A 26,686-nucleotide genomic window follows, 5' to 3' on the forward strand; every position below is an offset into this window, starting at 1 on the left:
ATGGGTTGGTTTTTCGTATTTTGTGCTGCAATTAGTGAAATAGTCGGTGTGATAGGACTTAAAATGTATAGTAAAGATAAGACATTAGCCAATGGTGCGATTTATATAGGTGGGTTTGCTACATCCTTCGCATTTTTGTATACTTCCTTCTTATTTTTACAAGTAAGTGTCGCGTATGCGGTTTGGATTGGTATCGGAACAGCAGGTGCAGTTTTGTTAAACATGTTCTTGTTTGGTGAGTCGAAAAGTAAAGCGCGTATCATTAGTGTGTTTCTTATTGTATGTGGAGTGACAGGATTAAAGGCACTTTCTTAAAGATATATTGTATTTTTATCTCCTAATTGTTTATTAGGAGATTTTATTATAAAAAAATGATTTCCTCTTAGAGTTCACTATCATTGACAGTACAATCGATTATCTTATAAAATGAGTGACAGTCATTCAATATGCGTGTGAAAGGGTTTAGATGATGAATAAAAAAGAGAAAATTGTCTATGCAGCTATTGAAGTGTTTCAGGAAAAGGGCGTCGAAAAAACGAAGATTTCTGATATCGTGAAATTAGCTGGCATTGCGCAAGGAACTTTCTATTTATATTTTCCTTCTAAGTTATCTGTTATGCCTGCAATAGCAGAAGTGATGGTTGAAAAGATGATACTTGCAGTGAAAGAAAAAGTGCAAAACGATGCGCCTTTCTCAAGTAAAGTGACGCAAGTAATAGATGCGGTGTTTCACTTTATAGCTGAATATCGTGAAATACAGGCTTTAATGTATGCTGGTCTTGCATCTACAGAACATATAAAAGAATGGGAAGCTGTGTATGAGCCCCTTTATATGTGGCTAAGTGAATTTTTAAATGAGGCAAAAGAAGCTGGTGAAATTCGTGATTCGGTTCACGCAGAGCGAACAGCGAAGTTATTTATCGCTCTAGTTGAATCAGCAGCGGAACAAGTGTATTTATATGATCATAAAGATGATGAGCAAGTCGATTTGCAAAAGGCAGAAGTACTAGATTTTTTAACACATGCACTACATATAAAGAAATAGTGAGATGAACCTGTCTGAAAAGGTAGGTTCATTTTTGAGGAAAACTGAATGATAGTCATTCATCTAATGCGTATGTATGTGTGGAAGGATAGTGTGAAATTCTAACGAGTAGGGGGGCATCTCTACTCATGACTAGCCCACAAATAGAAGGATAAAGAAAAAGCTTCTTGGGCATTATTTTTTGAGAGGAACTTACGGGAAGAGGTGTTAAAAAGTGAAGAAACCGATAAAAGAACAAAAGATGGTATTGGTCATTCTTTTGAGTAATATATTTATCGCTTTTTTAGGGATTGGATTAATCATTCCGGTTATGCCGTCCTTTATGAATGATATGCATTTAACAGGGAAGACGATGGGATATCTCGTTGCAGTGTTTGCAATGGCACAGCTCATTACTTCACCTATTACAGGCCGGTGGGTTGATCTTTACGGTAGAAAGAAAATGATAATCATTGGATTATTTATTTTTGGTGTTTCAGAGCTTCTTTTTGGATTAGGAAAAGATGTATGGATGCTTTATGTAGCAAGGGTATTAGGCGGAATTAGTGCTGCTTTTATTATGCCTGGTGTTACGGCGTATGTTGCGGATATTACATCTATTCAGGAACGTCCAAAGGCGATGGGATACTTATCTGCGGCTATTAGTACTGGATTCATTATAGGTCCTGGAATCGGCGGATTTATTGCAGAATACGGTATACGTGTGCCGTTTTTCGTTGCAGCAGTAATTGCTTTTATAGCATGTGTGATTTCGATCTTTATTTTAAAAGAACCGTTAACGAAAGAAGAACTTGCAGAGATTTCTTCTAATACGAAGGAATCAAGTTTTATTGGTGATTTAAAGAAATCATTACATCCAATGTATGCAATTGCATTTATTATCGTATTTGTACTCGCATTCGGATTATCAGCGTATGAAACAGTGTTTAGCTTGTTCTCTGATCATAAATTTGGCTTCTCGCCGAAAGATATCGCAGCAATTATTACAATTAGTTCAATCTTTGGGGTAGTTGTGCAAGTATTTATGTTTGGCAAATTGGTAGACATGTTCGGTGAGAAAGTGTTAATTCAAATATGTTTAATTGTAGGTGCAGTATTAGCATTCGTCTCAACTTTAGTCTTTAATTATTGGATTGTACTTCTCGTTACTTGCTTCATTTTCTTAGCATTTGATTTACTTCGTCCAGCTTTAACGACATTTTTATCAAAAGCAGCCGGAAAAGAGCAAGGATTCGTCGCTGGTATGAACTCGACTTATACGAGTTTAGGAAATATCGCAGGACCAGCGATGGGCGGAATATTATTTGATATGAATATTCATTATCCATATGCATTTTCAGGCGTTGTTTTAATAGTTGGTCTCGGCATTACATTTATGTGGAGAGAGAAACAGTTGGCTGAAAGTTTTGCGAAGTAATAAAACCCCTTACGACGGTAAGGGGTTTTTGTTTTATCCTGATTAAAGTTTCATTTTATAAACTTAACCCAAACCGTTTTAATTCAATAAAAATCCCCTCTAATTGCTTTCCTTTATCCGTTAATGTGTACTCTACACGAGGCGGAACTTCTGGATATACTTTTCTCGTTATAATGCCTTGAGATTCTAATTCTTTTAGTCGAAGAGATAATGTTTTTGGACTAATACCATCCATTGATTTTTGTAAATCACTAAAGCGTAATGTTCCTTCGATAAGAAGATCACGAATGATTAAAAACGTCCATTTTGTACTAATTACATCAAGCGTTTTAGCGATGGGACAAGGTATGCCAGGTAAACCTTTCGTTAATTCAACTGGATTTATATCGTTCATGGAACTAGCCTCCATAAAATTTTTTTAGATGAATTTGCTTTATAGTATCACAAAACTATACTTTTGGTAACTATATGAAAAAAATATCACTACTTCCATAAAGGAAGTTAGTGCATATACAATAGCAATACGAAACAAAAAGGATTTATATAAGGAGGTGGTGATTTCCATGGGGATAAAAAAGTTACTTGGATTTCTTAGTTTGTTTGTTATTTGTATTGTGCTTGTAGCATGTGGTGTGGAACAAAAAACTGAAGTTCAGTTATTAAAAGAAATGCCAAAGCCAAAAGCAATGACAATTGATCCCTCACTAAGTAAAAAAGAAGCGACAGAAATGGTTCATGCGGCGCAGCGTTTTTATGCATTTTGGGATACAGGTAAGGAGGAACTTATTCCGCAGACTGTTACTAAAGATTTCTTCGATAATACATTGCCGAAAGGGCGACCACAAGGCATTGAAGGATTAAAGTTTGCAGCGCAAAATTTTCGTAAAGTTGTGCCTGATATACATTGCGAGATTGAAGACTTATTAGTTGTTGGTGATAAAGTAACAGCCCGTCTTTCTTTTACAGGAACGCATAATGGTAAGAAAATTAATTTTTTTGCAATTGATATTTTACATGTGAAAGACGGAAAGATAACGGAAGATTGGCATTTAGAAGATAATCTTACACTACAGCAGCAACTCGGCTTAATAGCTGAAGAGTAGATCATATAGGGGAGAGAAAAGCGATGAAAAATATATTTATTATAAATGGACATGAAAAATACGGTACAAAGGAAGGACGATTAAATAAAACGTTAGTAGATTATATGGTTACTGTATTAGGCGAGAATCATCATGTGAAAACAACAACGATTCAAGATGGTTACAATATTAAAGAAGAACAAGATAAGTTTTTATGGGCCGATGTTGTGATTTATCAAACGCCAATTTACTGGTTTAGTGTACCGGGCTTATTTAAAACGTATATGGATGAAGTATATGAATACGGTTTGTTCTTTAAAGGGGCAGATGAATATGGAACAGGTGGTTTATTAAAAGAGAAAGAGTATATGTTCTCTACAACTTGGAATGCACCTAAAAAAGCATTTGGAGATAAGACGAAGTTCTTTGAAGGAGAAAGTTTAGAATCAGCGCTTAGTCATTTACACCGCGTGCAGAAGTTTCTCGGTATGAGTCCGTTAAAGAGTTTTGCTTGTTATGATGTGGTGAAGAATCCGGATATAGAGAAGTTTTTATTGAACTTGAAAGATCACTTAGATGGAGTAATTAAATAATAGTATGTGAAGAAGGTACTACTAAGGATGTAGTACCTTCTCCTTTTATAATGACTCACATTTTAAGACATGGATGGCTGTATCCATAACTTCGCAAAATTTGCCCAACCAAATGAATCAATTGTTACATTTTTTAAAGAAGAAGGGTATGTTTTTCTTTTTAGAACGTGATAGTTAAATAAAATGATGTGTTCTGCTTGTAAAAACTCTTCAATCTCATACATGAGTTCATAGCGCTTTTCTTTATTTTCTTCTAGTAAAAATGTATCTAGTAAACAGTTAATTTGTTTTTCGTAGTGCGGGTCCATGAACCGATTTACGAAGCAACTTTTATTTTTAAATACATTTAAGAATGCAATTTCATAATTGGCAGCAAATACTTCTCCCATGAAAATAATATCAGCATGTTTATCAATAGAGCGATTCATATAATCTGAAACGGGAAATGGGTGAAGCTCTACTTGTATACCTAAACTTTCACATCGTTCTTTTAAGAAATATGCATCATTTGCACTATCTTTAAATGCGAAGAAGTAAATATGTATCGTTTCTCCATTATATGTACTCTTTTTCAAATACTCTTTTGCCTTTTCTAAAGAGTAGGATCTTCTTGTTGCAAGGCGGCTTCTATCAGGGAAAAAGCTTGATGCAGCAATTGTCCGTCTACCCTCTATGTTACGAAGTATCATTTCAACATCATATAGTTCTCTCCAAGCTTTTCGAAAGTAAATGTCGTGATGAGGACCAGGTTTTGTAAAGTTGAAGCTAGCATAAATACAACCTATTTCTTCTATTTGTATATCATGCCTTTCATTTTCCTCTTCGTTTGGTAGTTCATAATCAGCATCTATTTGCACATGGTCAGGAATACCCCAAAATTCAATACGGTCTAATAACGCGCGCTCTTTAAAATAATGGGTGAACGCTTCGAGTACGATATTATCTTCAGAGTAATGAGCAAGTTTGAAAGGTCCAGTACCTATATAATGATGATTTTGAATACTCGTATCACGCGGTAAAATTGCGAGCTGCATTGAACTTACATAGTGTAAGAAAAATAAATTTGGTTTTGCTAAATGGAATCGAATTTGCAGTGGTGATGGTGTTTCAATTTCAACAATTTCTTCTGTTAACCATTCGAAAGGGGATTGAACTTGCTTTAGTCTTTCAAATGAAAACTGTACATCTTTAGAAGTTAAAATTGATTCATTGTGAAAATATATATCTTTTCGTAAATAAAAGGTCCACGTAAGTCCATCTTCACTTAATTCCCATGTATGCGCAATGTGAGGCTCCATTTTTTCAGTAACATCGTTATAGACAACTAACGTATCAAAAATTTGACTCGTAAGATGACTCTCTGTAGTTACAGCCACAAAAGCCGGATCTAATGGGAATATCTTTCTCGATATAGGAATCTTTAATACGTCGTACATATCATTTGAAGGTTCGTATCCAAAATGATGATGTAGTTTATTTTCTATCTTTTTTTGAAGTGCAAGGGGTAGGGGTTCTTTTAAAAGAAGAAAGATATCTTTTAATTTTTCTTGTGCTAACAGTTCATCTGTATAGGACTCAATCGCTTCTACGAAATTATGTATAAATAGAATTTCCGTTTTATTTCCGCGGCCTCGCCCTGGAGTCCAGCTAATTAATTGCTCCTCGCTCATTTTCTTTAATAAAATCTTTACGTTTTTCGTACTGCAATATAAAACATCCGCTAATTCTTGTAAGCTATTTCGCATATGTTGTTGATCTTGTGCATGTAGTCTTAGTCTAATGTAATAGTCCATAATTTTCATATATACACTTCCTTCTATCATAAAAGGGGAAACTCTTTAGAATATTCTAACCTTTTTCTTCCTTTTTTTCAAAGTAAAATAAGTAAGCATAAGGAGGGGAAACAATGGGATTTTGGAGTATGCATCGAAATATAAAAATTAGAATTATAACATCGTTTTTAACACGTACTGTGTCCACGATGATTTTTCCATTTATGGCGATTTATTTTTCCGTAAAGTTAGGTAGCGCGATTGCTGGTGCGTTACTACTTATTAATGTCATAGCTTCATTAGTAATTGGTTTATACGGTGGATATGTTGGAGACCGGCTTGGGCGTAAAAAGGTTATGATTATCGGTCAAAGTATACAAGTCATTTCCATTGCTTGTATGGGAGTTGCGAATTCGGATTACGTTGACTCACCGTGGTTAACATTTATCTTTATGCTAGTGAATAGTTTAGGATCGGGACTTATGAATCCTGCGACAGAAGCGATGTTAATTGATGTGAGTACACCTGAAAATCGAAAAGTGATGTACAGCATTAATTACTGGGCTATTAATTTATCGATTGCGATTGGAGCGATATTTGGAGGATTACTATTTGAAAACTATAGACTACAATTGTTTATCGTATTAACGCTTGTTGCCATTATGACTTTATATGTGATGGCTGTGTATATGGAAGAAGTGTATGTAGCACGAAAAACGATGGAGAAGAAAAATGTATTAAAAGATATGGCAGATAGTTATAAAGTCGTGATGAAAGATAAAGCATTTTTAATTTTTTGTGCAGCGAGTATATGTACATTATCGTTAGAGTTTCAAATTAATAATTATTTAGGGGTACGTTTGCAGAAGGAATTTGAAACGGTGCACTTTTTATTCGGGAATGGTTTTACGTTTGATTTAACAGGTATTCGCATGCTGAGCTGGATTTCTGCAGAGAATACAATTTTAGTTGTGTTATGTTCAGCACTTCTTATTAAAATGCTGAAAAGCTTCAACGATTTGAAAATCTTATATGTAGGCTTATTTATTTACACGATTGGATTTACAATACTCGGAACGAGCAATAGCTTATGGATTTTATTAATTGCAGGGCTTTTCCAAACAGTAGGCGAGATGATGTATGTGCCAGTGCGTCAATCTATTATGGCAGATATGGTGCCAAATGAGGCAAGAGGTTCTTATATGGCGATTAACGGAATGGTCTTTCAAGTGGCAAAAATGAACGGGGCATTAGGTGTTATGCTAGGTTCATTTATTGCATCTTGGGGTATGAGTGCTCTGTACTTTATCGTTGGTATGAGCAGTATTTTATTATTTATGAAGGCGATAGGGAGAGAGAAGTATGAGGGGGAGGTTTCTCAGATTGGATAAAACGATATGAAAAGCGATGTTAGAAATCGCTTTTCATATGGCTTTTAAAACGGATCAACTTCAGCTAAATCAGGATTGCTATTTGGGTTTGTTAATAAGACTTTCAGCTCACCTACTTCAGAGAGCGCAACGAGGATATAACCACTAATAAGGACGACGAGTCCGATGACCCTTAATGTTTGCAGCGTAATATCACGGCTATTGTTTTCGGAGTTGTCTTGGGGCGTTGAAGGTGGATTGTTATTCATAAATAGGGCTCCCATCTTTTGTATTTATATATGTGCGAAATCATTATTTAACTTATGGATAGGAATTATATAGTCATTTTCACTATATGAGAAATGCCTATGAAAAGTGATAAGGAATTTTTGGGCGAGAAAAGGGGGGAATCCAAAAGATTATTAAAACTGAACTTTTGGATTCCCCTCTTTTTATTTATCTTGCTATTTGTGGTGGTCGGATTTCCTGTAAACGACCAGTTGGTGAGGGCTAATGAATCAGTGGGGGATGAATAAAACCCCGCTGATTCATTATTTTCATGTAAATAAAAGGAGGTTAGTTAACCAAAGTAGTTATCCTAATATACGCAACGATTCTTCAATAAACGCTGGGATGTCCTCTGGCTGTCTACTTGTTACTAGCTGATTTTGACATACGACAACCTCTTTGTCATGAAAGTTCCCGCCGGCATTTTTTAAATCGACTTCAATAGATTTATATCCAGTTACATCGCGTCCTTCAAGTGTTTGTGCAGTGATGAGTAGCTGAGGTCCGTGACAAATAGCGAAAACAGGTTTTTCCGCATCCATAAATGCTTTACTAAAGCGAACAAAACGTTCATCGGCACGAAGTATATCTGGAGAAAATCCACCCGGTATGAAGAGGGCATCAAAGTTCTCTGGAGAAACATCATCAATACTTTTATCAATCACGACTTCACTTTTTCCTTGCTTACCGTGTACCGTTTTCCCTTTTTCCATTTCAATAGTTGTGAATTCATATCCCTTTTGTTTAAAAGCTTCTACTGGCTCTGTGTATTCTGTATCCTCGAAATAATCCGTTATTAAAATAGCAATTTTTTTACTCATTCTAATCCGCTCCTTATATTATATTATATTATATTATATTATCGGCTCCAGAATCTTCCTTGGGCAATGCCTTCTATAAATGATTCAATTGAAGTATTTGTTAAGTTGTAAACTCCTGCTCCATCCAGTTTAATCTTACTATGGTCCAAAGCATGAGGATTACTAAGGACATGAGCTATCGGTTTAAAATGTTTAAAAGTAGTTTCTGCAAATTCTAAAACAGGGGGTTGAATGACAGACTCACTACTAAACACTAATACTGCATCAAAAAGGGAGGAGTCTGTTGTTGTATAAGTATCAGTTACTTTAATGGAATCATTGAACTGATAAATTTTATTATCTATGATACTATAGTTAATTCGGTGTTGTACAAAAGCTTGAATCCATTCGGACAGAAGTGAGACGCTTGGGTCACCATTTAATAGAATTGCAACATTTTTGGAATCAGATTTAAAAATAGTATTGGACATACTTAGTGCAGGTGATTTTGCATCTGAATTTACTTCGTGATTTTCCTTAGGTAAAGGAGCTCCAATAATGTTAGCGACTTCTTGTGCTAATTGACGATCGACGTGGTTTAAGAGAGCAATTACATTTGCCTTCACCATGTCTGATTTACACTTCCCAACTTCAAAGCAAAAAGCTGCTTTTATGTGCTGCTTTTCAATAGGGCTCATACTATTGTAGAAAAGTTTAGCCTGAGAATAAAAGTTAAGAAAGCTTTTACTGCGACCTCTAATTTTATGCCCATCAATCTTTTCTTGATAATGTTCATATCCTCCTTGTTCGGCTTGGACGGTTGCAGGTTGATTGTTATTTAATCCATTAGGATGATAGCTTGTTTGACCGCGATGAATCTGCATTTGATGCATACCATCACGTTGATTATTATGAAAAGGACATACAGGCTGATTAATAGGAATTTGATGGAAATTAGGGCCCCCTAAACGAGATAATTGTGTATCTGTATAGGAGAATAATCTTCCTTGCAGAAGAGGGTCATTTGAAAAATCAATACCTGGTACGACATGACCAGGGTGAAAAGCTACCTGCTCTGTTTCAGCAAAGAAGTTATCAACATTTTTGTTCAGTGTCATTTTACCAACTAATTTTACGGGAACTTCTTCTTCTGGCCATAATTTCGTTGGATCTAAAATATCAAAATCAAATTTATGTTCATCTTCTTCTGGAATTAGCTGTAATCCAAGCTCCCATTCAGGATAATCCCCTTTTTCAATTGCTTCGTATAAATCTTGACGATGAAAATCAGGATTTTTCCCGGCAATCTTTTGAGCTTCATCCCATACTAATGAATGAACCCCGAGGGTAGGTTTCCAGTGAAACTTTACGAAATGGGCTTTTCCTTCTGCGTTAATGAGTCGAAATGTGTGAACTCCAAAACCTTCCATCATTCGTAAACTACGCGGAATAGCTCGGTCGCTCATTTGCCACATGACCATATGAGTGGACTCAGGATTATGCGCAACAAAGTCCCAAAAGGTATCATGAGCGCTAGCTCCTTGAGGAATATCATTATGTGGTTCTGGTTTAACTGCATGGACAAAATCAGGAAATTTAATAGCATCTTGGATAAAGAATACCGGCATATTATTACCCACTAAATCATAGTTTCCTTCATCTGTATAAAATTTTGTGGCGAATCCGCGTACATCTCTTACTGTGTCGTTGGATCCTTTAGAACCTTGAACGGTTGAGAACCGTACAAATACAGGTGTTTTCTTTGAAGGATTAGTAAGAAAATCTGCTTTCGTATATGTTTCTAAAGATTCATAAAGCTGAAAATAACCATGAGCGCCAACCCCGCGTGCATGAACAATCCTTTCGGGAATTCGTTCGTGATCAAAATGGGTCATTTTCTCACGAAAGTGAAAATCCTCCATTAAGGTTGGGCCTCTTAAGCCCATCTTTAAAGAAAATTCATCTTCAGCTATTTTTACCCCTTGATTTGTTGTTAAAGCATGTTTGCATTGATTGTCAGTAACGTGATGCTTCAATTGTTCCGTTTTTTTATTCACAATATAGGCCCCTCCTTTACTCTGTTAATTAATAGATACCCTTTTTATTAGGTCGTAAACATGTATTATCGTTTTTGTATGTAAAAATCATAAATATCGGTTGTTTCAGTGATTCTTGTTTGAGGAAGCAAAATAAAAAAGCCAAGGATAATTTATTTTCTCCTTGGCGTTTAAGATATTTCTTTTCGTTAAAACGAAGAAACGCGTTGCTTCGTTTTTGGTACAATAATAAATTTGATCCAGAGTAACCCGACAATCATAATGATAAGGCTATGTAAAAATTGACCTGTAGCAATGAGTATAACACTCGAAAATACAATGAGTTGAATACTTAGCAATATAAAGATTAAGCTAAGAAATTGTTTCATTCTTTCTTCAGTATGGATTGGATATAATGCTGCAATAATATTTCCCGAAAAATATTTCCATAGTGAACGAAGCTGCATAGAGATCATATATAGAACGATGTAAGTGATAGCACCTTTTACGTATATATTTGGTATGAAATATAAGGCGAAAGCACCGATCAATCCTAAGCGAATATATATACCGAAATAATCATTTCCACGTAAAAATGCTAGTGTATGTAAGTAGAAGAAAGTTGCTCGTTTTTTATGTAATAAAGGTTCAATCCAATTTGTAAGCCATTTTCTTTTATTTACTTGTTTATTCAGTTGCGGAACATCGGTGAAAATGCTAGCAAATTGATAAAAACGAACGTTCATTTTTTCTTCTTGCTCAATTATGTAATCCCACGGTATTCGTTTTGTAGGCTGTTTTTTCGTATATAGAAGTAGGAAAGCAAGTAGTAAGAGTAGTCCGCCCAATATGAGAACATTTGCGGAATAAAACAGTATGTAAATGATTAGGGCGTTACAAGTAATACGAATGATCAGCCATATATTTTTTTCGTGACTATCACGCCATATCCAATGTATGTACATGTTCCAGGCTTTCGTAATCATTAACACGATAAAGATTGTACATAAAAAAGGTACAGTTAATTGTAATGATTGCATAGCAAGTGGAACGAGAATAAGGAACGTAAATAACAATGGGAAAAGCTGAATGATGTAATTGTATAGAAGAGATTTTTTGAAATAAGATGTTAGTTTCTCTTCTAGTGCTAGTAAATAGACAGCATCAGGTTTTTGAATAAATGTACGGATAGGGCATCTCGTTATAATGAATGTAAGTACAATCGTTATAATTATTAAAGATATTCCTTTAGAAGGAGATGCTTTTAGAAACTGAGCATAATAATATGCGCCAACGCATGAAATAAAGATAAAGCTATATAGTAAACCGTTAATCATACGTGCAAAGTATGTAATGATATTTTGAATATGTTGTTGGAAGCGACTGCTCCATAGCGATTCGATTGACATGTTTTTCACCTCTTTGTTCTATTATATATGTTTTACAAAAGAAAAAACGAGCAAATTGCGTTATGCAACTTGCCCGTTTTTCTTTTTGTTATTTTTTTTCTGATCACGATTCATTAATGGATAGAAAGCAAATCCAATTACGAATAAACCAATTCCGAGAAGGAACGTTTTTATATCGGATGCGCCAGTTTTAATAACCCATAGTGCGTAGCAAAGTGCGATAACTGCGACTATGCCATCTGTAATTCTTGCCCGCATTTCATTTTTATATGTTTCACCAGTTGCGACTAGTTTTAACTGGAAGATTGGTGAAACGAGATATGGAATGAGGTAGGCCAGTGTTGATACGGTAATAACGAATGTATAAGCTTCCGCAATGGTTCCTGATAATGTTGAGAATAGGAATACTTGCGACATAATGTTTGTTAATCGTAATGAGTAAATTGGACTTCCTTTTTTATTTGTTTTCGTGAAGAAGGAAGGGAAGAAACCTTCTTTTGCTGCTTGATAAGGTACTTCTGAGCTTAATAAAATCCAGCCTAAGATAGAACCGAACAGGGAAGTAAGAGCAAGTAATGCCATCAGTTTCCCGCCGCCGTGACCCATTGCAGCATTTAGTGCATCTGCTAATGGACGTTCAGAAGTTTGTAATTTATCAACGTGAAGTACACCCATTGTTAAAATTGTAATTCCTAAGTAAATCGCAACTGTAATAAGTAATCCCGCAACTGTTGCACGTTTTACCGTTTTTGGAGAAACAGCACGGTTTGATAAAAGAACGGCTGATTCAATTCCGATAAACGCCCAAAGCGTTGTAAGAGCAGCTAAATTTACTTGTGAAAGAAGACCATGTGATGCACCTGATTTATCAATCATCGGTGTGTACCATTGTCCAAACTTAGAAGCTTCGAATGCAAATAACGTAACGACGATGAATAAAAGGAATCCAGTTACTTTCGTTGTTGTTGCTAAGAAGTTTAGTTTTCCAGCTCCGCTTACACCGTTTGTTAATATAATATGAGTTCCCCAAAGTAAGATGGAACAAATCGTAAATGTAATTAGTTTTCCGACTTCTACGTTAAACGAGCCGATTGAAAATAGTAGTCGCGTATCTTTCATAATTGGGAAGAAGAGTGATAAATATCCCGCAAATGATGTAATGATGGCAACGTTACTTGCCCAGTTTGCAACCCAATATCCCCATACCATACTGAAGCCAGCCATTTTTTTCTTTTTTGGTGTTGAGAATAAAGCATATGCATGACTTTGTGGCCCTGTCGTTAAATCAGGACGACGAATTGCTAAATTACCGAAAACAAGAGCTAGCATTAAAACACCAAACCCTGTAGTTAACCAAGCTAAAGTGACACCGAGTGGGCTTGCTGTTTGTGCCAACGTACTTGGTACCATGAAAATACCAGCGCCAACCATGTTACCGACAACGAAAGCTGTTAGTACCCAAAAGCCCCATTTTTTTTGTTGCATAGAAAAATACCTCCAAAGTTAGTATAACCAAGTCAAGCGAGGAGATATGTATGTCTTCCTGAGTCAGGAAGAGAAGTCCCAAACAAAACAAAAAAAGCACGTAATCTGCCGCTACATGCTTTCTATCTTATAAGAAACCCACGACATACCTCTCGATAGCTCTCCACAAACGAAACGTTTGTGACAGTTCTGCACTTATTAAATGCAGACCCAGCAAGCGTGCATGGTGGACACGACTTACTTCGGCAACCATTCCTTTCTCATTCCTTCATCAATGCCACTACATCTCCTGAAATGATACTCTTAATGACTGCAACCTCTACCTCACCGAGATACGAATGAGGATTTAAATATTAAATTAACGTATTTAAGAGTAACAAATGAATTTTTATACGTCAATGGATATAGTAATAATCAGATTATAGAGAACAGTTTGTGATTAAAAGTAAGAGGGATTGTTATGTGATATTTGAATTTTCGTAATATAATACATGTTATTAGCGCTAGATGATTGAAAAGGGGATGAAGTATATGTCTGTATGTCATAAACATTCAGTAATAGGTGTGCTAGATTCGGGTGTTGGGGGATTAACAGTTGCGAGCGAAATTATAAGACAATTGCCTAAAGAAAGCATTTATTATATTGGTGATAATAAGCGTTGTCCGTATGGGCCAAGAAGTGTAGAGGAGGTGCAATCTTTCGTATTTGAAATGGTTGAGTTCCTCAAACAGTTTCCATTAAAAGCGCTAGTCGTAGCATGTAATACTGCTGCAGCTGCTGCATTGAATGCGCTACAAGAAGCACTTTCCATTCCAGTTATTGGCGTTATACATCCAGGAGCAAGAGCGGCAATTAAAGTTACAAAGAAAGGGGAAATCGGGGTAATTGGAACTGTAGGTACGATAAAATCTAATATGTATGAAAAAGCATTACACGAGCTGGATACATATTTGGAAGTGCATAGCTATGCTTGCCCGACTTTAGCCACAGTTGTAGAAAATCAATTAGAAGATACAGCATATGTCACGCAGCAAGTGAAACAAGCTTTACTTCCATTAACGAAAGAAGATATAGATACGTTAATTCTTGGATGTACGCATTATCCACTTTTAGAGTCCTATATAAAAAAGGAACTAGGAGAAGACATAACGATTATTAGTTCTGCAGAAGAAACAGCGATAGAGTTCAGTACCATTTTACAGCATAAAGGAATTTTGTCTGACAATTTGAATCTGAAGCATCGCTTTTTTACAACGGGATCTGTTTTATCATTTGAACATATTGCTGAGCGATGGCTAGGGTATCAAATTTCTGTAGAATGTGTACATTTGCCTATGAAAAATGCGTGTATACATAATTAAGATTTAGTGAATTACTTTTTTAAATAAATGAGGTTCGTTTCATAAGAAGGAAAGAATAAGCTTTTAATTGAAGTGTTTAAGGGCAGTTCAATTAAAGGGGAGATTGGATTATGGAATTATTAAGATCTCAATTATTTGCTTTAGAGTATATTTCAAAATATGCAGAGAACGAAAAACGTGGGGCTAAAGCAACGATTAATCATATACTTAAAATGTCTAATATTACAGATGAAATATTTAAAGAAGCTGTCGCTAATTTAAAATCTCATGCAAGGATTGCTTTACACTTTCATCCAGACAGACTAGATTCGAATATGAAAAGTGTTGCTGAAGCACTGTTTGAGCAAGGAGTATATAAAAGTCAGTTTGAAACATTGCTATCTAATGGAAGCGTATCTGCTTACCCTGGTGGTGAACGTGACCTTTGGGAAAAGAGAATATTTGGAGGAGCATATCAATTAGAAGGCGTAACGAATGATCAACGGCCAAAATATGGAGCGCTAAATTTAATGTTACATCCAGATGGGCCGGCTCCGCGTTTTGGTTCATGTTATTTTCTCTTATCTCCAAAAGTTTCTTTGCGCTCTACATATACGTATTTAGATTCGCATCAAGATCCGAAAGAAAAGGGGACTTATGAGGAGTTTGATATGATTTTAGCTGCTCTTTTGGAAGAGACATTTGTAAGAGATTTTGCAATTGGTGAAGGGAATTTGACTCCAACAATATTAATTAATCATTTACTGGCTAACCTGAAAAGGCCGTTTATAGATTTAGTAAGCAAAGAGCCAGCCCGTAATCTTAATCATTATATCGAAGCGCAAATTCATGGAGAGATTTCTCTTAAAGAAGACGTAGAGGTGCTTGTTGCAGATCCTTCATTTAAGGGTACGGATGTAGGAAGAGTTTTAGAAGAAATTTGCCTGAAGTATGCGATTGATTTGTATTGGCACATCGGTTTTGTACTTGCGGTAGACGAAGTTCCGATGGATTTTAGAGGTTCAAAAATGCCATCTTTAGCAAGACGCATTGCACGGAATCATTGCATCGATGCAAATATAATTGGCTCTGCTGTAGTGGATTTGAAACGCAATCCATTATCTTGGAGTGATCGTGGAACTTATGAAGAAGTGCTTCAGGAATTAAAATTATTATGGCATGTTTTAGTTCGATTTGGAAAACCAAATCGGAAGTAGAACGAAATACTCCGTTTTTCGGAAGTATTTATATAGAAAAGAAGCTGATCTAAAAATAGATCAGCTTCTTTTTATAAGATTAAACTAAGTTTAATACAGTTACTTTTTCACGTGTCATAGACTCAAGGCTCTTACGAATACCTTGTGCGCCCATACCTGAACCTTTTACACCGATGAATGGGAAGTGGTCAGGGCCGCGCTCTGTGCGTCCGTTAATTTGTACAGAACCAGTTTCGATTTTGTTAGCAATTGCAAATGCTTTGTTAATGTCTTTAGTGAAGACACTTGCTTGCAGACCGAACTCTGATTTGTTAGCAATTTCAATTGCTTGTTCATCTGAAGAAACACGGATGATTGGAAGGATTGGGCCGAATGGCTCTTCCCAAGCAACTTTCATCTCTTCTGTTACGTGATCGATTAATGTTGGGTAAATTAAGTTACGCTCACGTTTGTTACCGATAACGATTGTAGCACCTTTTTCTACAGCGTCGTCAACTAAACCTTGAACGAAGTCAGCAGACTTGTCGTCAATTAATGGAACGATTGTGCTGTCTTGTTCTGGAGATCCAACTGATAGTTCAGCTACTTGCGCTTTTAATAAGCTAACAAGCTCGTCCGCTACGTTTTCGTGTACAAGTACACGTTTAATAGCTGTACAACGTTGACCAGAGTAAGAGAATGCACCGCTTACGATATGGTTTGCAGCATCTTGTAAGTCAGCATCTTCACGAACGATACCAGGATCTTTACCACCAAGTTCTAATACAAGTGGAATCATTGAAGCTTTTTTCGCTAAATGTTTACCTGTGTTTGTACCACCTGTGAACGATACCATATTGATGCCTTCGTGCTCTACTAAGTAGTCACCAATTACAGAACCGCGTCCTGTAGCTACGTTTACAAGACCTTTTGGAAGGCCAGCTTTGTGAAGTGCTTCAACCATTTTAATACCACTAATTGCACCTTGAGTTGCTGGTTTGAAAATAACAGCGTTACCCATAATTAATGCTGGTGCAAGTTTTGCAGCAGATAAGTTTACTGGGTAGTTAAATGGTGCGATTGCTAATACAACACCAAGTGGTGCGCGTTGGATAATCGCAAGTTTAGATTTTGTACCGCCCGGGAAGCTATCGCCCATCATGCTTTCTCCGTGCATATGTAAAGCTTCTTCGATCGTGTAACGAATGAAGTCAGCTGTACGAACAACTTCTTTCTTCGCATCTTTATATCCTTTACCGACTTCTTTCATAATGATATCGGCAATTTCATCCTGCATATTTACGAGCTCATCAGCCCATTTATATAAGTATTTTGCGCGATCTTGTAGGGAAGCTTCAGCCCATGATTTTTGAGCTTCTTTTGCAGATGCAATTGCTTCATCCACTTCTCCGCGAGTAATTGCTTGTACTTGTCCAATTACTTCGTGTAAGTATGGAGATGGAATTTCGATTGTTTCTCCTGAAGAGCTTTCTCTCCATTCTCCATTTAAATAAAATTTGTACGTATTGCTAGTTGTCATGATTAGTCCTCCTAAAATAGCAACTTGTAAGAGTGAGTATAAGGTGATTGTAGGGGGTTTGATAACATTTTTCAAATGAAATGTTTGTGAAAACGATTTCTTATTCTTTTTTTATTTTGTATACCCTTTCTTACAGAACATTCCTTTATTTCAGAATGATGTAGCGTATATTTTCATGCGGTTTGTGAAAAAATAATTGACAGAATACTCAATAAAGTTGTAAGATTATAAATGGAAAATAAATGAAGGGGGTGTGCGTAATGATTGTAATCGTAAATGTAATGGGCTTAGCTCTGTTAAATGGCAGAAAACATTCATATCATTACGCAACCCGTACGGATATATAGGGCATCTTTGTCTTATAAAAAGCGTACGTTGCGTATATCGTAACGTACGCTTTTTATGCATTCCTGTGCATATCGTCAAGCGGCGGTATGCTTTTTTTTGTTTATTTTCCCTTGTTTAGTTCCGATAAAAAACTTTGGAAGGTGGAAAAATGTGATGAGATTGTATGGGTTACGAAATGTAAATGTGATGGGTCTGGATAGTGGATAAAGAAATGAGAGGTAAACGAGAACGAGAAGGGAGAGGTTACATTGTTATCAGTATTACTAAAGTTAAAATGGTTTTTTAGGGAGCACTGGAAGAGATATAGTATTGCCATTGGAGCTCTTTTAATTGTGAATATAGTTGAAGTTATTCCCCCGAAAGTGTTAGGGGTTACGATAGATAATATAAAAACAGGAACGTTATCGAACGAAGCAATTATGCAATCTATTCTTATTTTAATAGGGGTTACAATCGTTGGGTATGGTCTTACTTTCGTATGGCAACATCAATTGTTTGGAGGTGCATTTGTACTTGAGAAAACGATGCGCTCTAAATTTATGGGGCATTTACTTAAGATGACGCCGACTTTTTATCAAAAAAATCGTACTGGCGACTTAATGGCGAGGGCAACGAATGATTTAAAAGCAATCGCTATGACAGCTGGTTTTGGTATATTAACGCTTGTGGATTCTAGTTTATACATGCTTACGATCGTTTTTATGATGGGATTTACAATTAGTTGGGAGCTTACATTTGCAGCGCTTATTCCGCTTCCAATTATGGCGTATGCGATGAATATATATGGAAAGAAATTGCATGAAAGATTTACCGTTGCGCAAGATGCGTTTGGTGATATGAACGATAAAGTGCTTGAATCAATCGCTGGTGTGCGTGTTATTCGTGCATACGTACAAGAGAATGCAGATGAGGAAAGATTTCATCACTTAGGAGATGACGTCTACGAAAAAAATATGAAAGTAGCGAGAATTGACGCATTATTCCAACCAACTGTGAAAATGCTTGTTGGCCTTAGTTATTTAATCGGTTTAGTGTACGGGGCATATCTTGTATTTCAATCAAAGGTAACACTTGGTGAACTTGTTTCATTTAACGTGTATTTAGGGATGATGATTTGGCCGATGTTTGCAATTGGTGAATTAATTAATGTTATGCAAAGAGGAAATGCTTCGCTTGACCGTGTGAATGAAACGTTAGCGTATGAACCAGATGTAAAGGATCCGAAACATCCAAAGCTTGTGCAAGAGCCGGATTATATTCAGTTTGATGACGTTACCTTTTCATATCCTTCATCAACTGAAACAAATTTAAAAAAGGTTTCGTTTACCTTAAAACAAGGGGAGACGCTTGGGGTTGTCGGAAAAACAGGAAGCGGGAAAACGACGCTTGTACGTCAGCTTCTTCGTCAATATCCACTTGGAGATGGAGATATTGCAGTTTCTGATGTGACATTAGATAAAATGACGAATGAAAATGTACTCGGCTGGATTGGTTATGTACCGCAGGAGCATATTTTGTTCTCAAAAACAGCGCGAGAAAATATTTTATTCGGAAATAGGGAAGCGACTGAAGAAGAACTAGAGAAAGCAATTGAAATTGCTGCGTTTAAAAAGGATTTAGAGTTTTTGCCAGAAGGGTTAGAAACGCTCGTTGGAGAGAAAGGTGTTTCTTTATCAGGAGGGCAAAAACAAAGGATCTCGATTGCAAGAGCTGTTATTCAAAATCCAGAAATTTTAATTTTGGACGATTCTTTATCAGCTGTAGATGCTCGTACGGAAGCAGCGATCATTGAAAATATAAGAACGGAAAGAAGCGGAAAGACGACGATTATTACGACGCATCGTTTATCAGCAGTGCAACATGCGGATTGGATTCTCGTTATGGATGAAGGCGCAGTTATAGAAGAAGGTACGCATGCTCAGCTTATCCAAAAGGGAGGATGGTATGCTGAACAGTTTGAAAGACAACAAGGTGAAAGTGAAAGTGCAGATAGTGGGGTGAAAATATGAGCGTTTCAAAACGATTGTTTCAATACGCGATGAAAGTGAAAGGGACGATTTTTGCTGCGATGTTAATGTTATTTATTTTCGTCATCGCAGAGCTTGCTGGTCCTTTCGTCGCTAAAACGATGATTGACGATCATATCGTCGGGATAGAGAAACCTTGGTATGAAACAGAACAGAGTGAAGATGCTGTTTCGTATAATGGGGCTTTTTATAAGCGAAGTGATCGCTTTGAACAAGGCGAGAAAAAAGGAAAAGAAGTACGCGTGATGCAAGTCGGTTTTCAATATTATTTTGTACCGAATAAAGTAAATGTAGAAGGATCACGTACTGTAAAAGGGGATATGATTACCGTTCAAAATGGTAAGGCGGTGCAAGTTTATAAAGCGAAAGCATTAACAAAGGAAGAAGTATTTGCATTTTATAAGCCAGAAATAAACCGTCTATTATTACTTGGTGGTGGCTATTTTGCTTTATTAGTAGTCGTATCATTATTTGCATACGGAAAGCAGTTCTTCTTGCAAAAGGCAGCGAACAAAATTATTCAAATTATGAGGGAAGATGTTTTTTCTCATATTCAAACGTTGCCAATTCGGTACTTTGATCATTTACCGGCGGGGAAAATTGTTTCGCGTGTGACGAATGATACAGAGGCCATTCGTGATTTATATGTAACGGTGCTGGCAACATTCGTTTCTAGTATCATCTATATTATTGGGATATTTGCTGCGCTATTTTTATTAGATGTGAAGCTCGCTTCATTATGTTTATTAATTATCCCAATTTTAATTGTTTGGGCGATTCTTTATAGAAAATACGCGTCTGTATACAATCATAAAATGCGCTCTCGTTTATCTGATATTAACGGAACAGTAAATGAATCCATTCAAGGGATGCCAATTATTCAAGCGTTCCGTCAAGAGCGTGAAACGAAAAAAGAGTTTGAAGAATTAAATGGCGATTATTTTAAGTATCAAAATAAAATTTTGAATTTAAATGCAGCAACTTCTCATAATTTAGTATCCGTATTAAGAAATATCGCTTTCACAGGTGTGATTTGGTATTTCGGTGGCGCTTCATTAAGTGCTACAGGCGTCATTTCTCTAGGGATACTGTATGCGTTCGTTGATTATTTAACACGATTGTTCTCACCGATTACAAATATGGTGAATCAGCTTGCTAACTTAGAACAATCGCGTGTTGCATCAGAGCGTGTTTTTGAATTGTTAGAGGAAAAAGGAGAAGCAGTAGAAGAAGAGCGTGTGCCTCGCTTACAAGGAAATGTGAAGTTTGATAATGTATCGTTTTCTTATAATGGGAAAGATGAAGTGTTAAAAAATATTTCTTTTGAAGCGAAACAAGGGGAGACCGTGGCACTTGTCGGTCATACTGGATCAGGAAAAAGTTCTATTATGAACGTACTCTTTCAGTTTTACGAGTTTGAAAAAGGAAAGCTTACGATTGATGGTCATGATGTAAAAGAGATGCCGAAACAAGCAACTCGTGAACATATGGGAATTGTACTGCAAGATCCGTTTTTATTTAGCGGAACAGTAGCATCTAATGTAAGTTTAGAAAATGAAAAAATTTCAACAGAGCGCATCGTAAAAGCATTGCGTGATGTTGGTGCTGAAAAATTTGCGAACAATATAAATGAAGAAATTACGGAGAAAGGAAGTACTCTTTCAACCGGAGAACGTCAGCTTATATCGTTTGCTAGGGCGCTCGCTTTTGACCCAGCCATTTTAATTTTAGATGAAGCGACATCTAGTATCGATACAGAAACAGAGGCGATGATTCAACAAGCGCTAGAAGTTGTGAAAAAAGGAAGAACGACATTTATTATCGCTCATCGACTTTCAACAATTAAAAGCGCAGATCAAATTATTGTGCTTGATAGAGGAACCATTTTAGAAAAAGGGTCTCATGATGAGCTAATGAAAAAGCGCGGGCGTTATTATGATATGTACAAAACGCAAATGGAAGGGAACCAGAGCGCTTAATAGGTATGGGAGAGAACTTGTGATTTTCACAAGTTCTTTTTTTAGTGAATCAGGGCAGTTAAATAAGAAGTATTATTTTACCTTTCGTACAATAAATGCTATATTAAAAAATGTTACTTATTTTTTGTATGTAGCATTATTTTTCCCTTTTGTTTGATTATGAAGAAAAAGGATAAACTAAATAAGAACATTTTCATTGAAAAATTGTTCAAGATTGCATACAATCAATATAGTTTTTAAATTCCTATCAGAATACTTGGAGGATTACTATCATGAAGAAATTATTTTCAGTGCTTGCAGTAACTACATTAGCGATCGGGATTGTAGCCGGCTGCGGTAAAGAAGAGAAAAAAGATACAGCTAGTCAAGACGCGTTACAAAAGATAAAACAAAGCGGTGAACTTGTAATTGGAACAGAAGGTACATACGCACCGTTCACATTCCATGATTCAAGCAATAAATTAACTGGATTTGACGTTGAACTATCAGAAGAAGTTGCAAAACGTTTAGGTGTAAAACCTGTATTTAAAGAAACACAATGGGATAGCTTACTTGCTGGTTTAGATGCAAAACGTTTCGATATGGTTGCAAACGAAGTTGGTATTCGTGAAGACCGTCAAAAGAAATATGATTTCTCTAAACCGTACGTTTCATCTTCAGCGGCATTAGTTATTGCAAAAGATAAAGATAAGCCTGCTACATTTGCTGATGTAAAAGGTTTAAAAGGAGCACAATCTTTAACGAGTAACTATGCAGATATTGCTAAGAAAAACGGTGCGGAAATTATTGGTGTAGAAGGATTTAGCCAAGCGGCAGAATTATTAGCTTCAGGACGCGTTGATTTTACAATTAATGATAAGTTATCAGTATTAAACTATTTAGAAACGAAAAAAGATGCAAAAATTAAAATTGTAGATACAGAAAAAGAAGCGTCACAAAGTGGATTCTTATTCCGTAAAGGTAGCACTAAGCTTGTACAAGAAGTAGATAAAGCGTTAGAAGATATGAAAAAAGACGGTACGTATGACAAAATAGCGAAAAAATGGTTCGGTGAAAATGTATCTAAGTAGTGCATTGGTTTCAGATCGATTGTCTACTTGGATAGATATTATGCAGTCTTCCTTCATGCCTATGCTGAAGGAAGCTGTTTTTACAACAATTCCATTAACGCTTATTACATTTATTATCGGGATTATACTGGCAACGTTAACAGCGCTCGCACGTATTTCTGGTAGTCGTATTTTACAATGGATTGCTCGTATCTATGTATCTATCATTCGCGGAACGCCACTTCTTGTACAGCTATTTATTATTTTCTATGGTCTTCCAACTCTTAATATTGAAGTTGAGCCATATACAGCAGCAGTTGTTGGATTTTCATTAAATGTCGGTGCATATGCATCTGAAATTATTCGTGCTTCTATCCTTTCCATTCCGAAAGGGCAGTGGGAAGCAGCTTATACAATTGGGATGACATATCCACAAGCATTAAAACGTGTTATTTTACCACAAGCAACGCGCGTATCAATCCCGCCGCTTTCGAATACATTTATTAGTTTAGTGAAAGATACTTCGTTAGCATCGTTAATTTTAGTAACAGAAATGTTCCGAAAAGCGCAGGAAATTGCGGCGATGAACTACGAGTTTTTAATTGTTTATTTTGAAGCAGGTCTTATTTATTGGGTTATTTGTTTCTTATTATCAATCGTACAACAGATGTTAGAAAAGCGTTCAGAACGCTACACATTAAAATAATCCTTTTACAAAAGGAGTTTTTGTTTTTATGATTTCAATTCAGCACTTACAAAAAAGTTTCGGAGATAATACCGTACTAAAGCATATAGATTTAACAGTTGAGAAGGGCGAGGTTGTTGTTATTATTGGGCCGTCTGGATCTGGTAAAACGACATTCTTACGTTGTCTCAATGTATTAGAAACGCCAAACGCTGGTAATATTCGTATCGGTAATAAAGAGCTTAACTTCTCTCAAAAAGTAACGAAGAAAGATATTGTTAATCTTCGTACGCAAACAGGTATGGTATTCCAGCACCATAATTTATTCCCGCATTTAACAGCACTTCAAAATGTAATGGAAGGGCTCGTTACAGTGAAAAAGATGGGGAAAGAAGAAGCGAAGAAAAAAGCAAACTATTTCCTTGAAAAAGTTGGTTTAGCAGATAAAGTGGACTTATATCCGTTCCAATTATCAGGCGGACAACAACAGCGCGTTGGAATTGCGCGCGCGCTTGCGATGGAGCCGGAAGTGTTACTATTTGATGAGCCGACGTCAGCGCTTGATCCTGAACTCGTTCAAGAAGTTCTGAAAGTAATGAAAGAACTTGCTAAAGAAGGCATGACGATGGTTATTGTAACGCACGAAATGCGTTTTGCACATCAAATTGCGAACCGTGTTATTTTCATGGATGGTGGTGTCGTTGTCGAACAAGGTACACCAGAAGAAGTATTTACAAATCCAAAAGAAGAACGTACGAAGAAGTTTTTACAAATGTTGCAATAAATTAAGGAAGGTCTCAAGGCATATGCCTTGAGACCTTTTTGCCATATATATTTATTTGTGGAATCCGCCAAGGCTTTGCTCAGCCATTGCAACTAGACGTTTTGTGATTTCTCCACCAACTGAACCGTTAGCGCGAGCCGTAGAATCTGCTCCTAATTGTACACCAAATTCTTGAGCGATTTCGTACTTCATTTGATCGATTGCAGCTGTTGCACCTGGTACTACTAATTGATTTGAAGAATTTTGGTTTGCCATAGGAATATATCCTCCTTAGAGTTATAAAAGTTTTTTTGGTTGGACTAGCTGGAGTTGAACCAGATTATCGCCCCGATTGGCGCTAATCCATCGGTAATTAAGTTTGTACTCATAGTATGGATGTTACCTAGAAAGATATACAAAATAATAATTTGTAAATTTTGTCAAAAAAACTTATTGATTTCGTAAATTATGAAATAAGAGTAATCGTTGTATTTTTAAGAAAACAGGCCAAACTAAGGAGGATATTAAATATAATTTTTTCATTGTAGCCTGCTACTTGTAGGCTAATTATTAGCTTCTTATTTATGATTTATTGAAATAAAAATGAAATCGGTAGCAACTTTATAGTTCTATTTTTAAGTAGGGATGGAGTGGGCACTCCTATGTCTGGATAGGTTGCTCTCTTCACTCTAAAAAAGAGAGGTTTTAAACGATAAAGTATGGAGGAATCATGATGGGGATTTGCCCGCTTTGCAACGCATTAGAATCACAAACATATTCTTGTCAAAATTGCCAAAGTATACTCCAAGATTATGGGAAGTCTGTAGATTACATAGATGATTATAGTGCCTATATGGATCAAGAATTATTAAGTGCAGTAGATGGTTTAACGCATAATAATTCAAATGAATATTGCAATCATATTTTTTATTGCGGAGTATGTAATGTGGAAACTGAGGTTGTAGTAAAACTTGTGTAAATAGAAAACTTCCACCTTATTATCTAGGTGGAAGTTTTTGTTTTTGCATTTGTGAGTGAATCATAGGAGAAGGGATACATTCGGTGTTTGATGAAGTCCCGGATTTTATTTGGGACATTTTTTCCTTTGCATCACGTAAAGAATGTTCAGTTAAGTAGATGGCATATTCGTAAAATAACTGGCGTGTCAGTTCACTTTGTTCTTTTAATTTGGCATCTTGGAATACAGTTCGCCCAGGTTTAGAGTTGGCTTCAAATAACCACGGATTTTCCTTTGTGTCTAAACCGATATCGAAACCAATCTCACCGATGTTTCCAGTTACTTGCTCGTCGAGTGCATAACTTATTTGCAGAGCTGTTTGTTTTAATTTATTTTCAATTTGAACTTGCTTCGTTGAATCTGGAAAAAGTTCTTGTAGCAATTTTGTATTACCGCCGCTATTTACATGCGTTGTTAAACTGCCTTTGCCGGCGATTTTGGCGACGATTGCACTAACTATCCAATTACCGAAATGATTTTTATTTGTATGAATGCGGAAATCAACAGGTTGACCATCAAAGCGAAGTAACGAAATACCTTGCTGTACGATAAACTTTTTTAAATCATGCCCTTTTAGTACATGGTTTAGAAGAGTTTCTAATGATTGATACTTTCTCAGTTTGTTTTCTTCATTTTCGCGATAACGACAGTAGTAGCAATTTTCTGTTTGAGAATAAAATATTTGATGAATATTTCTACCAAAGCTCCCGTGTATTGGTTTCATGTACACTGATTTATATGTGCCAAGAAACCGTTCTACTTGTTCGAAATGCTGAAATGCTTCTGTATTTGGTAATAAGGGTTTAATTGATTCGTCTTTCATAAGAAGTTGATGAACTTCCCATTTATTGAAAAACCCTGGGTTAAACCATGGAATGGAGTAGTCTTGTTCTAATTTTCTTTTTGCTCTGACAATTGGTTTGTAATTTTCCGCTTGTCGATTCGGTAGTCGATCGTAAATGACGTTTGGTAAAGGAACCTTTTTCTTTATCCATTGTTTCTCTCGAAAGAAATATCCTTCAATTGTTTCTTCTTCCCAGTTTATATGTTGAACGCCAAAGACGAATACGAACGGTCGTAATGAGAATGGTGGTGTTAACAACTCACTGAGAGCAATTGAACGATTTCCTAAAGGATTAGAAGAATCATCGTTAAAGCCAGTTGTGAAAATGCCGATCAATGGTCCGAAAATAATCGTTTGGTTTTGTGTGAATGCATGAATAGTAGTTGATTGAGGCAGTAAAAGTTTTTCGGCAATATGCTTTCCGATAATAATTTCGCGAGTAAAGGAATAATGAATTTTTACTTCTTCACTTGCTATATGACGTATGCCGAAGGAGAGGGATGTAATAGGTGGTGTAATAGAAAAAACGTAAGGTAAAGTAATGCTATTTGGATGTTCATCTGAAATATTTAATGTATATATATGTTCTTTCAAAATAG

The 26,686-nt window shown here is 36.2% G+C and carries 25 protein-coding genes and 1 riboswitch; of the genes, 15 read left to right on the top strand and 10 right to left on the bottom strand.

All coding sequences use genetic code 11. The features are described from left to right. The 3 genes from ACS2CR_RS19695 to ACS2CR_RS19705 all read left to right on the top strand — a co-directional run bounded on the left by ACS2CR_RS19695 (position 1) and on the right by ACS2CR_RS19705 (position 2,462). Positions 1 to 315 (top strand): DMT family transporter, encoded by a 315-nt coding sequence (locus ACS2CR_RS19695; RefSeq protein WP_000539671.1) that lies wholly within the window; start codon positions 1 to 3, stop codon positions 313 to 315. 151 nt (positions 316 to 466) lie between these two features. Beyond that, on the top strand, positions 467 to 1,045 hold the full coding sequence (locus tag ACS2CR_RS19700) for a TetR family transcriptional regulator (protein ID WP_001999151.1): 579 nt from the start codon (positions 467 to 469) through the stop codon (positions 1,043 to 1,045). A 214-nt stretch (positions 1,046 to 1,259) separates the two neighbouring features. After that, positions 1,260 to 2,462, top strand: a complete 1,203-nt coding sequence (locus ACS2CR_RS19705) for an MFS transporter (protein WP_053512553.1) — start codon at positions 1,260 to 1,262, stop codon at positions 2,460 to 2,462. Between the two features lie 55 nt (positions 2,463 to 2,517). On the opposite strand, the gene ACS2CR_RS19710 is transcribed toward ACS2CR_RS19705, so the two are convergent. Beyond that, positions 2,518 to 2,856, bottom strand: coding sequence for a winged helix-turn-helix transcriptional regulator (locus tag ACS2CR_RS19710; protein ID WP_000997917.1), 339 nt, complete (start codon positions 2,854 to 2,856; stop codon positions 2,518 to 2,520). 169 nt (positions 2,857 to 3,025) lie between these two features. Between ACS2CR_RS19710 and ACS2CR_RS19715 the strand changes: the two genes are divergently transcribed. Both ACS2CR_RS19715 and ACS2CR_RS19720 read left to right on the top strand, forming a co-directional pair. Continuing rightward, positions 3,026 to 3,565 (top strand): ester cyclase, encoded by a 540-nt coding sequence (locus ACS2CR_RS19715; protein WP_053512552.1) that lies wholly within the window; start codon positions 3,026 to 3,028, stop codon positions 3,563 to 3,565. A 23-nt stretch (positions 3,566 to 3,588) separates the two neighbouring features. Continuing rightward, positions 3,589 to 4,137 (top strand): NAD(P)H-dependent oxidoreductase, encoded by a 549-nt coding sequence (locus ACS2CR_RS19720; RefSeq protein WP_000789183.1) that lies wholly within the window; start codon positions 3,589 to 3,591, stop codon positions 4,135 to 4,137. A gap of 62 nt (positions 4,138 to 4,199) precedes the next feature. Here ACS2CR_RS19720 and ACS2CR_RS19725 read toward each other — a convergent pair whose 3' ends face one another. Then, positions 4,200 to 5,960, bottom strand: a complete 1,761-nt coding sequence (locus ACS2CR_RS19725) for an SgrR family transcriptional regulator (RefSeq protein ID WP_140159914.1) — start codon at positions 5,958 to 5,960, stop codon at positions 4,200 to 4,202. 83 nt (positions 5,961 to 6,043) lie between these two features. On the opposite strand from ACS2CR_RS19725, the gene ACS2CR_RS19730 reads away from it, so the two are divergent. Further along, positions 6,044 to 7,300 carry an MDR family MFS transporter gene (locus ACS2CR_RS19730; RefSeq protein ID WP_098296045.1) on the top strand — a complete coding sequence of 419 codons (1,257 nt, stop codon included), beginning with the start codon at positions 6,044 to 6,046 and terminating at the stop codon, positions 7,298 to 7,300. Between the two features lie 44 nt (positions 7,301 to 7,344). Here the strand turns inward: ACS2CR_RS19730 and ACS2CR_RS19735 are convergent, their stop codons facing one another. Continuing rightward, positions 7,345 to 7,548, bottom strand: coding sequence for a hypothetical protein (locus tag ACS2CR_RS19735; RefSeq protein WP_001063872.1), 204 nt, complete (start codon positions 7,546 to 7,548; stop codon positions 7,345 to 7,347). Between the two features lie 99 nt (positions 7,549 to 7,647). Here ACS2CR_RS19735 and ACS2CR_RS19740 point away from each other — a divergent pair, with 99 nt between their 5' ends. Then, positions 7,648 to 7,815: a hypothetical protein gene (locus ACS2CR_RS19740; RefSeq protein ID WP_170924163.1), complete on the top strand. Its 168-nt coding sequence runs from the start codon at positions 7,648 to 7,650 to the stop codon at positions 7,813 to 7,815. A 57-nt stretch (positions 7,816 to 7,872) separates the two neighbouring features. On the opposite strand, the gene ACS2CR_RS19745 is transcribed toward ACS2CR_RS19740, so the two are convergent. The 4 genes from ACS2CR_RS19745 to ACS2CR_RS19760 all read right to left on the bottom strand — a co-directional run bounded on the left by ACS2CR_RS19745 (position 7,873) and on the right by ACS2CR_RS19760 (position 13,297). After that, positions 7,873 to 8,388: a type 1 glutamine amidotransferase domain-containing protein gene (locus ACS2CR_RS19745; RefSeq protein WP_000037532.1), complete on the bottom strand. Its 516-nt coding sequence runs from the start codon at positions 8,386 to 8,388 to the stop codon at positions 7,873 to 7,875. A gap of 38 nt (positions 8,389 to 8,426) precedes the next feature. After that, entirely contained in the window at positions 8,427 to 10,424 is a 1,998-nt protein-coding gene (locus ACS2CR_RS19750; protein WP_053512550.1) for a catalase, read from the bottom strand. 188 nt (positions 10,425 to 10,612) lie between these two features. Further along, complete coding sequence (locus ACS2CR_RS19755) at positions 10,613 to 11,812, bottom strand: ABC transporter permease (RefSeq protein WP_053512549.1); 1,200 nt, start codon at positions 11,810 to 11,812, stop codon at positions 10,613 to 10,615. 60 nt (positions 11,813 to 11,872) lie between these two features. After that, positions 11,873 to 13,297, bottom strand: coding sequence for an amino acid permease (locus tag ACS2CR_RS19760; protein WP_053512548.1), 1,425 nt, complete (start codon positions 13,295 to 13,297; stop codon positions 11,873 to 11,875). A 148-nt stretch (positions 13,298 to 13,445) separates the two neighbouring features. Then, a riboswitch (Lysine riboswitch) is annotated at positions 13,446 to 13,627 on the bottom strand. Positions 13,628 to 13,828: 201 nt separating this feature from the next. Here ACS2CR_RS19760 and racE point away from each other — a divergent pair. Both racE and ACS2CR_RS19770 read left to right on the top strand, forming a co-directional pair. Further along, entirely contained in the window at positions 13,829 to 14,659 is an 831-nt protein-coding gene (racE, locus tag ACS2CR_RS19765; RefSeq protein ID WP_053512547.1) for a glutamate racemase, read from the top strand. A 110-nt stretch (positions 14,660 to 14,769) separates the two neighbouring features. Continuing rightward, positions 14,770 to 15,855, top strand: coding sequence for a DUF3626 domain-containing protein (locus tag ACS2CR_RS19770; RefSeq protein WP_053512546.1), 1,086 nt, complete (start codon positions 14,770 to 14,772; stop codon positions 15,853 to 15,855). A 79-nt stretch (positions 15,856 to 15,934) separates the two neighbouring features. Here the strand turns inward: ACS2CR_RS19770 and gapN are convergent, their stop codons facing one another. After that, a complete protein-coding gene (gapN, locus tag ACS2CR_RS19775) occupies positions 15,935 to 17,374 on the bottom strand; it encodes an NADP-dependent glyceraldehyde-3-phosphate dehydrogenase (protein ID WP_000213634.1) in 1,440 nt (479 codons plus the stop codon). 596 nt (positions 17,375 to 17,970) lie between these two features. Here gapN and ACS2CR_RS19780 point away from each other — a divergent pair. The 5 genes from ACS2CR_RS19780 (at position 17,971) to ACS2CR_RS19800 (ending at position 24,246) form a co-directional block, all read left to right on the top strand. Then, positions 17,971 to 19,731 (top strand): ABC transporter ATP-binding protein, encoded by a 1,761-nt coding sequence (locus ACS2CR_RS19780; RefSeq protein ID WP_000953785.1) that lies wholly within the window; start codon positions 17,971 to 17,973, stop codon positions 19,729 to 19,731. Further along, a complete protein-coding gene (locus tag ACS2CR_RS19785; RefSeq protein WP_053512545.1) occupies positions 19,728 to 21,728 on the top strand; it encodes an ABC transporter ATP-binding protein in 2,001 nt (666 codons plus the stop codon). Before ACS2CR_RS19780 ends, ACS2CR_RS19785 begins: the two co-directional genes overlap by 4 nt. A 272-nt stretch (positions 21,729 to 22,000) precedes the next feature. Continuing rightward, positions 22,001 to 22,798 (top strand): amino acid ABC transporter substrate-binding protein, encoded by a 798-nt coding sequence (locus tag ACS2CR_RS19790; protein WP_053512544.1) that lies wholly within the window; start codon positions 22,001 to 22,003, stop codon positions 22,796 to 22,798. Then, positions 22,785 to 23,483: an amino acid ABC transporter permease gene (locus ACS2CR_RS19795; RefSeq protein ID WP_000281496.1), complete on the top strand. Its 699-nt coding sequence runs from the start codon at positions 22,785 to 22,787 to the stop codon at positions 23,481 to 23,483. Before ACS2CR_RS19790 ends, ACS2CR_RS19795 begins: the two co-directional genes overlap by 14 nt. Positions 23,484 to 23,511: 28 nt before the next feature. Beyond that, entirely contained in the window at positions 23,512 to 24,246 is a 735-nt protein-coding gene (locus ACS2CR_RS19800; protein ID WP_000623610.1) for an amino acid ABC transporter ATP-binding protein, read from the top strand. A 51-nt stretch (positions 24,247 to 24,297) separates the two neighbouring features. Here ACS2CR_RS19800 and sasP read toward each other — a convergent pair whose 3' ends face one another. Continuing rightward, a complete protein-coding gene (sasP, locus tag ACS2CR_RS19805; protein ID WP_000013338.1) occupies positions 24,298 to 24,501 on the bottom strand; it encodes a small acid-soluble spore protein, SasP family in 204 nt (67 codons plus the stop codon). 457 nt (positions 24,502 to 24,958) lie between these two features. Here sasP and ACS2CR_RS19810 point away from each other — a divergent pair, with 457 nt between their 5' ends. Then, complete coding sequence (locus tag ACS2CR_RS19810) at positions 24,959 to 25,204, top strand: hypothetical protein (protein ID WP_000510474.1); 246 nt, start codon at positions 24,959 to 24,961, stop codon at positions 25,202 to 25,204. Positions 25,205 to 25,223: 19 nt separating this feature from the next. On the opposite strand, the gene ACS2CR_RS19815 is transcribed toward ACS2CR_RS19810, so the two are convergent. Further along, a complete protein-coding gene (locus ACS2CR_RS19815; protein WP_053512543.1) occupies positions 25,224 to 26,681 on the bottom strand; it encodes a YheC/YheD family endospore coat-associated protein in 1,458 nt (485 codons plus the stop codon). Positions 26,682 to 26,686: the final 5 nt, after the last annotated feature.

Source organism: Bacillus cereus group sp. BceL291 (genome assembly GCF_051776705.1).
Classification (GTDB): Bacteria; Bacillota; Bacilli; order Bacillales; family Bacillaceae_G; genus Bacillus_A; species Bacillus_A cereus.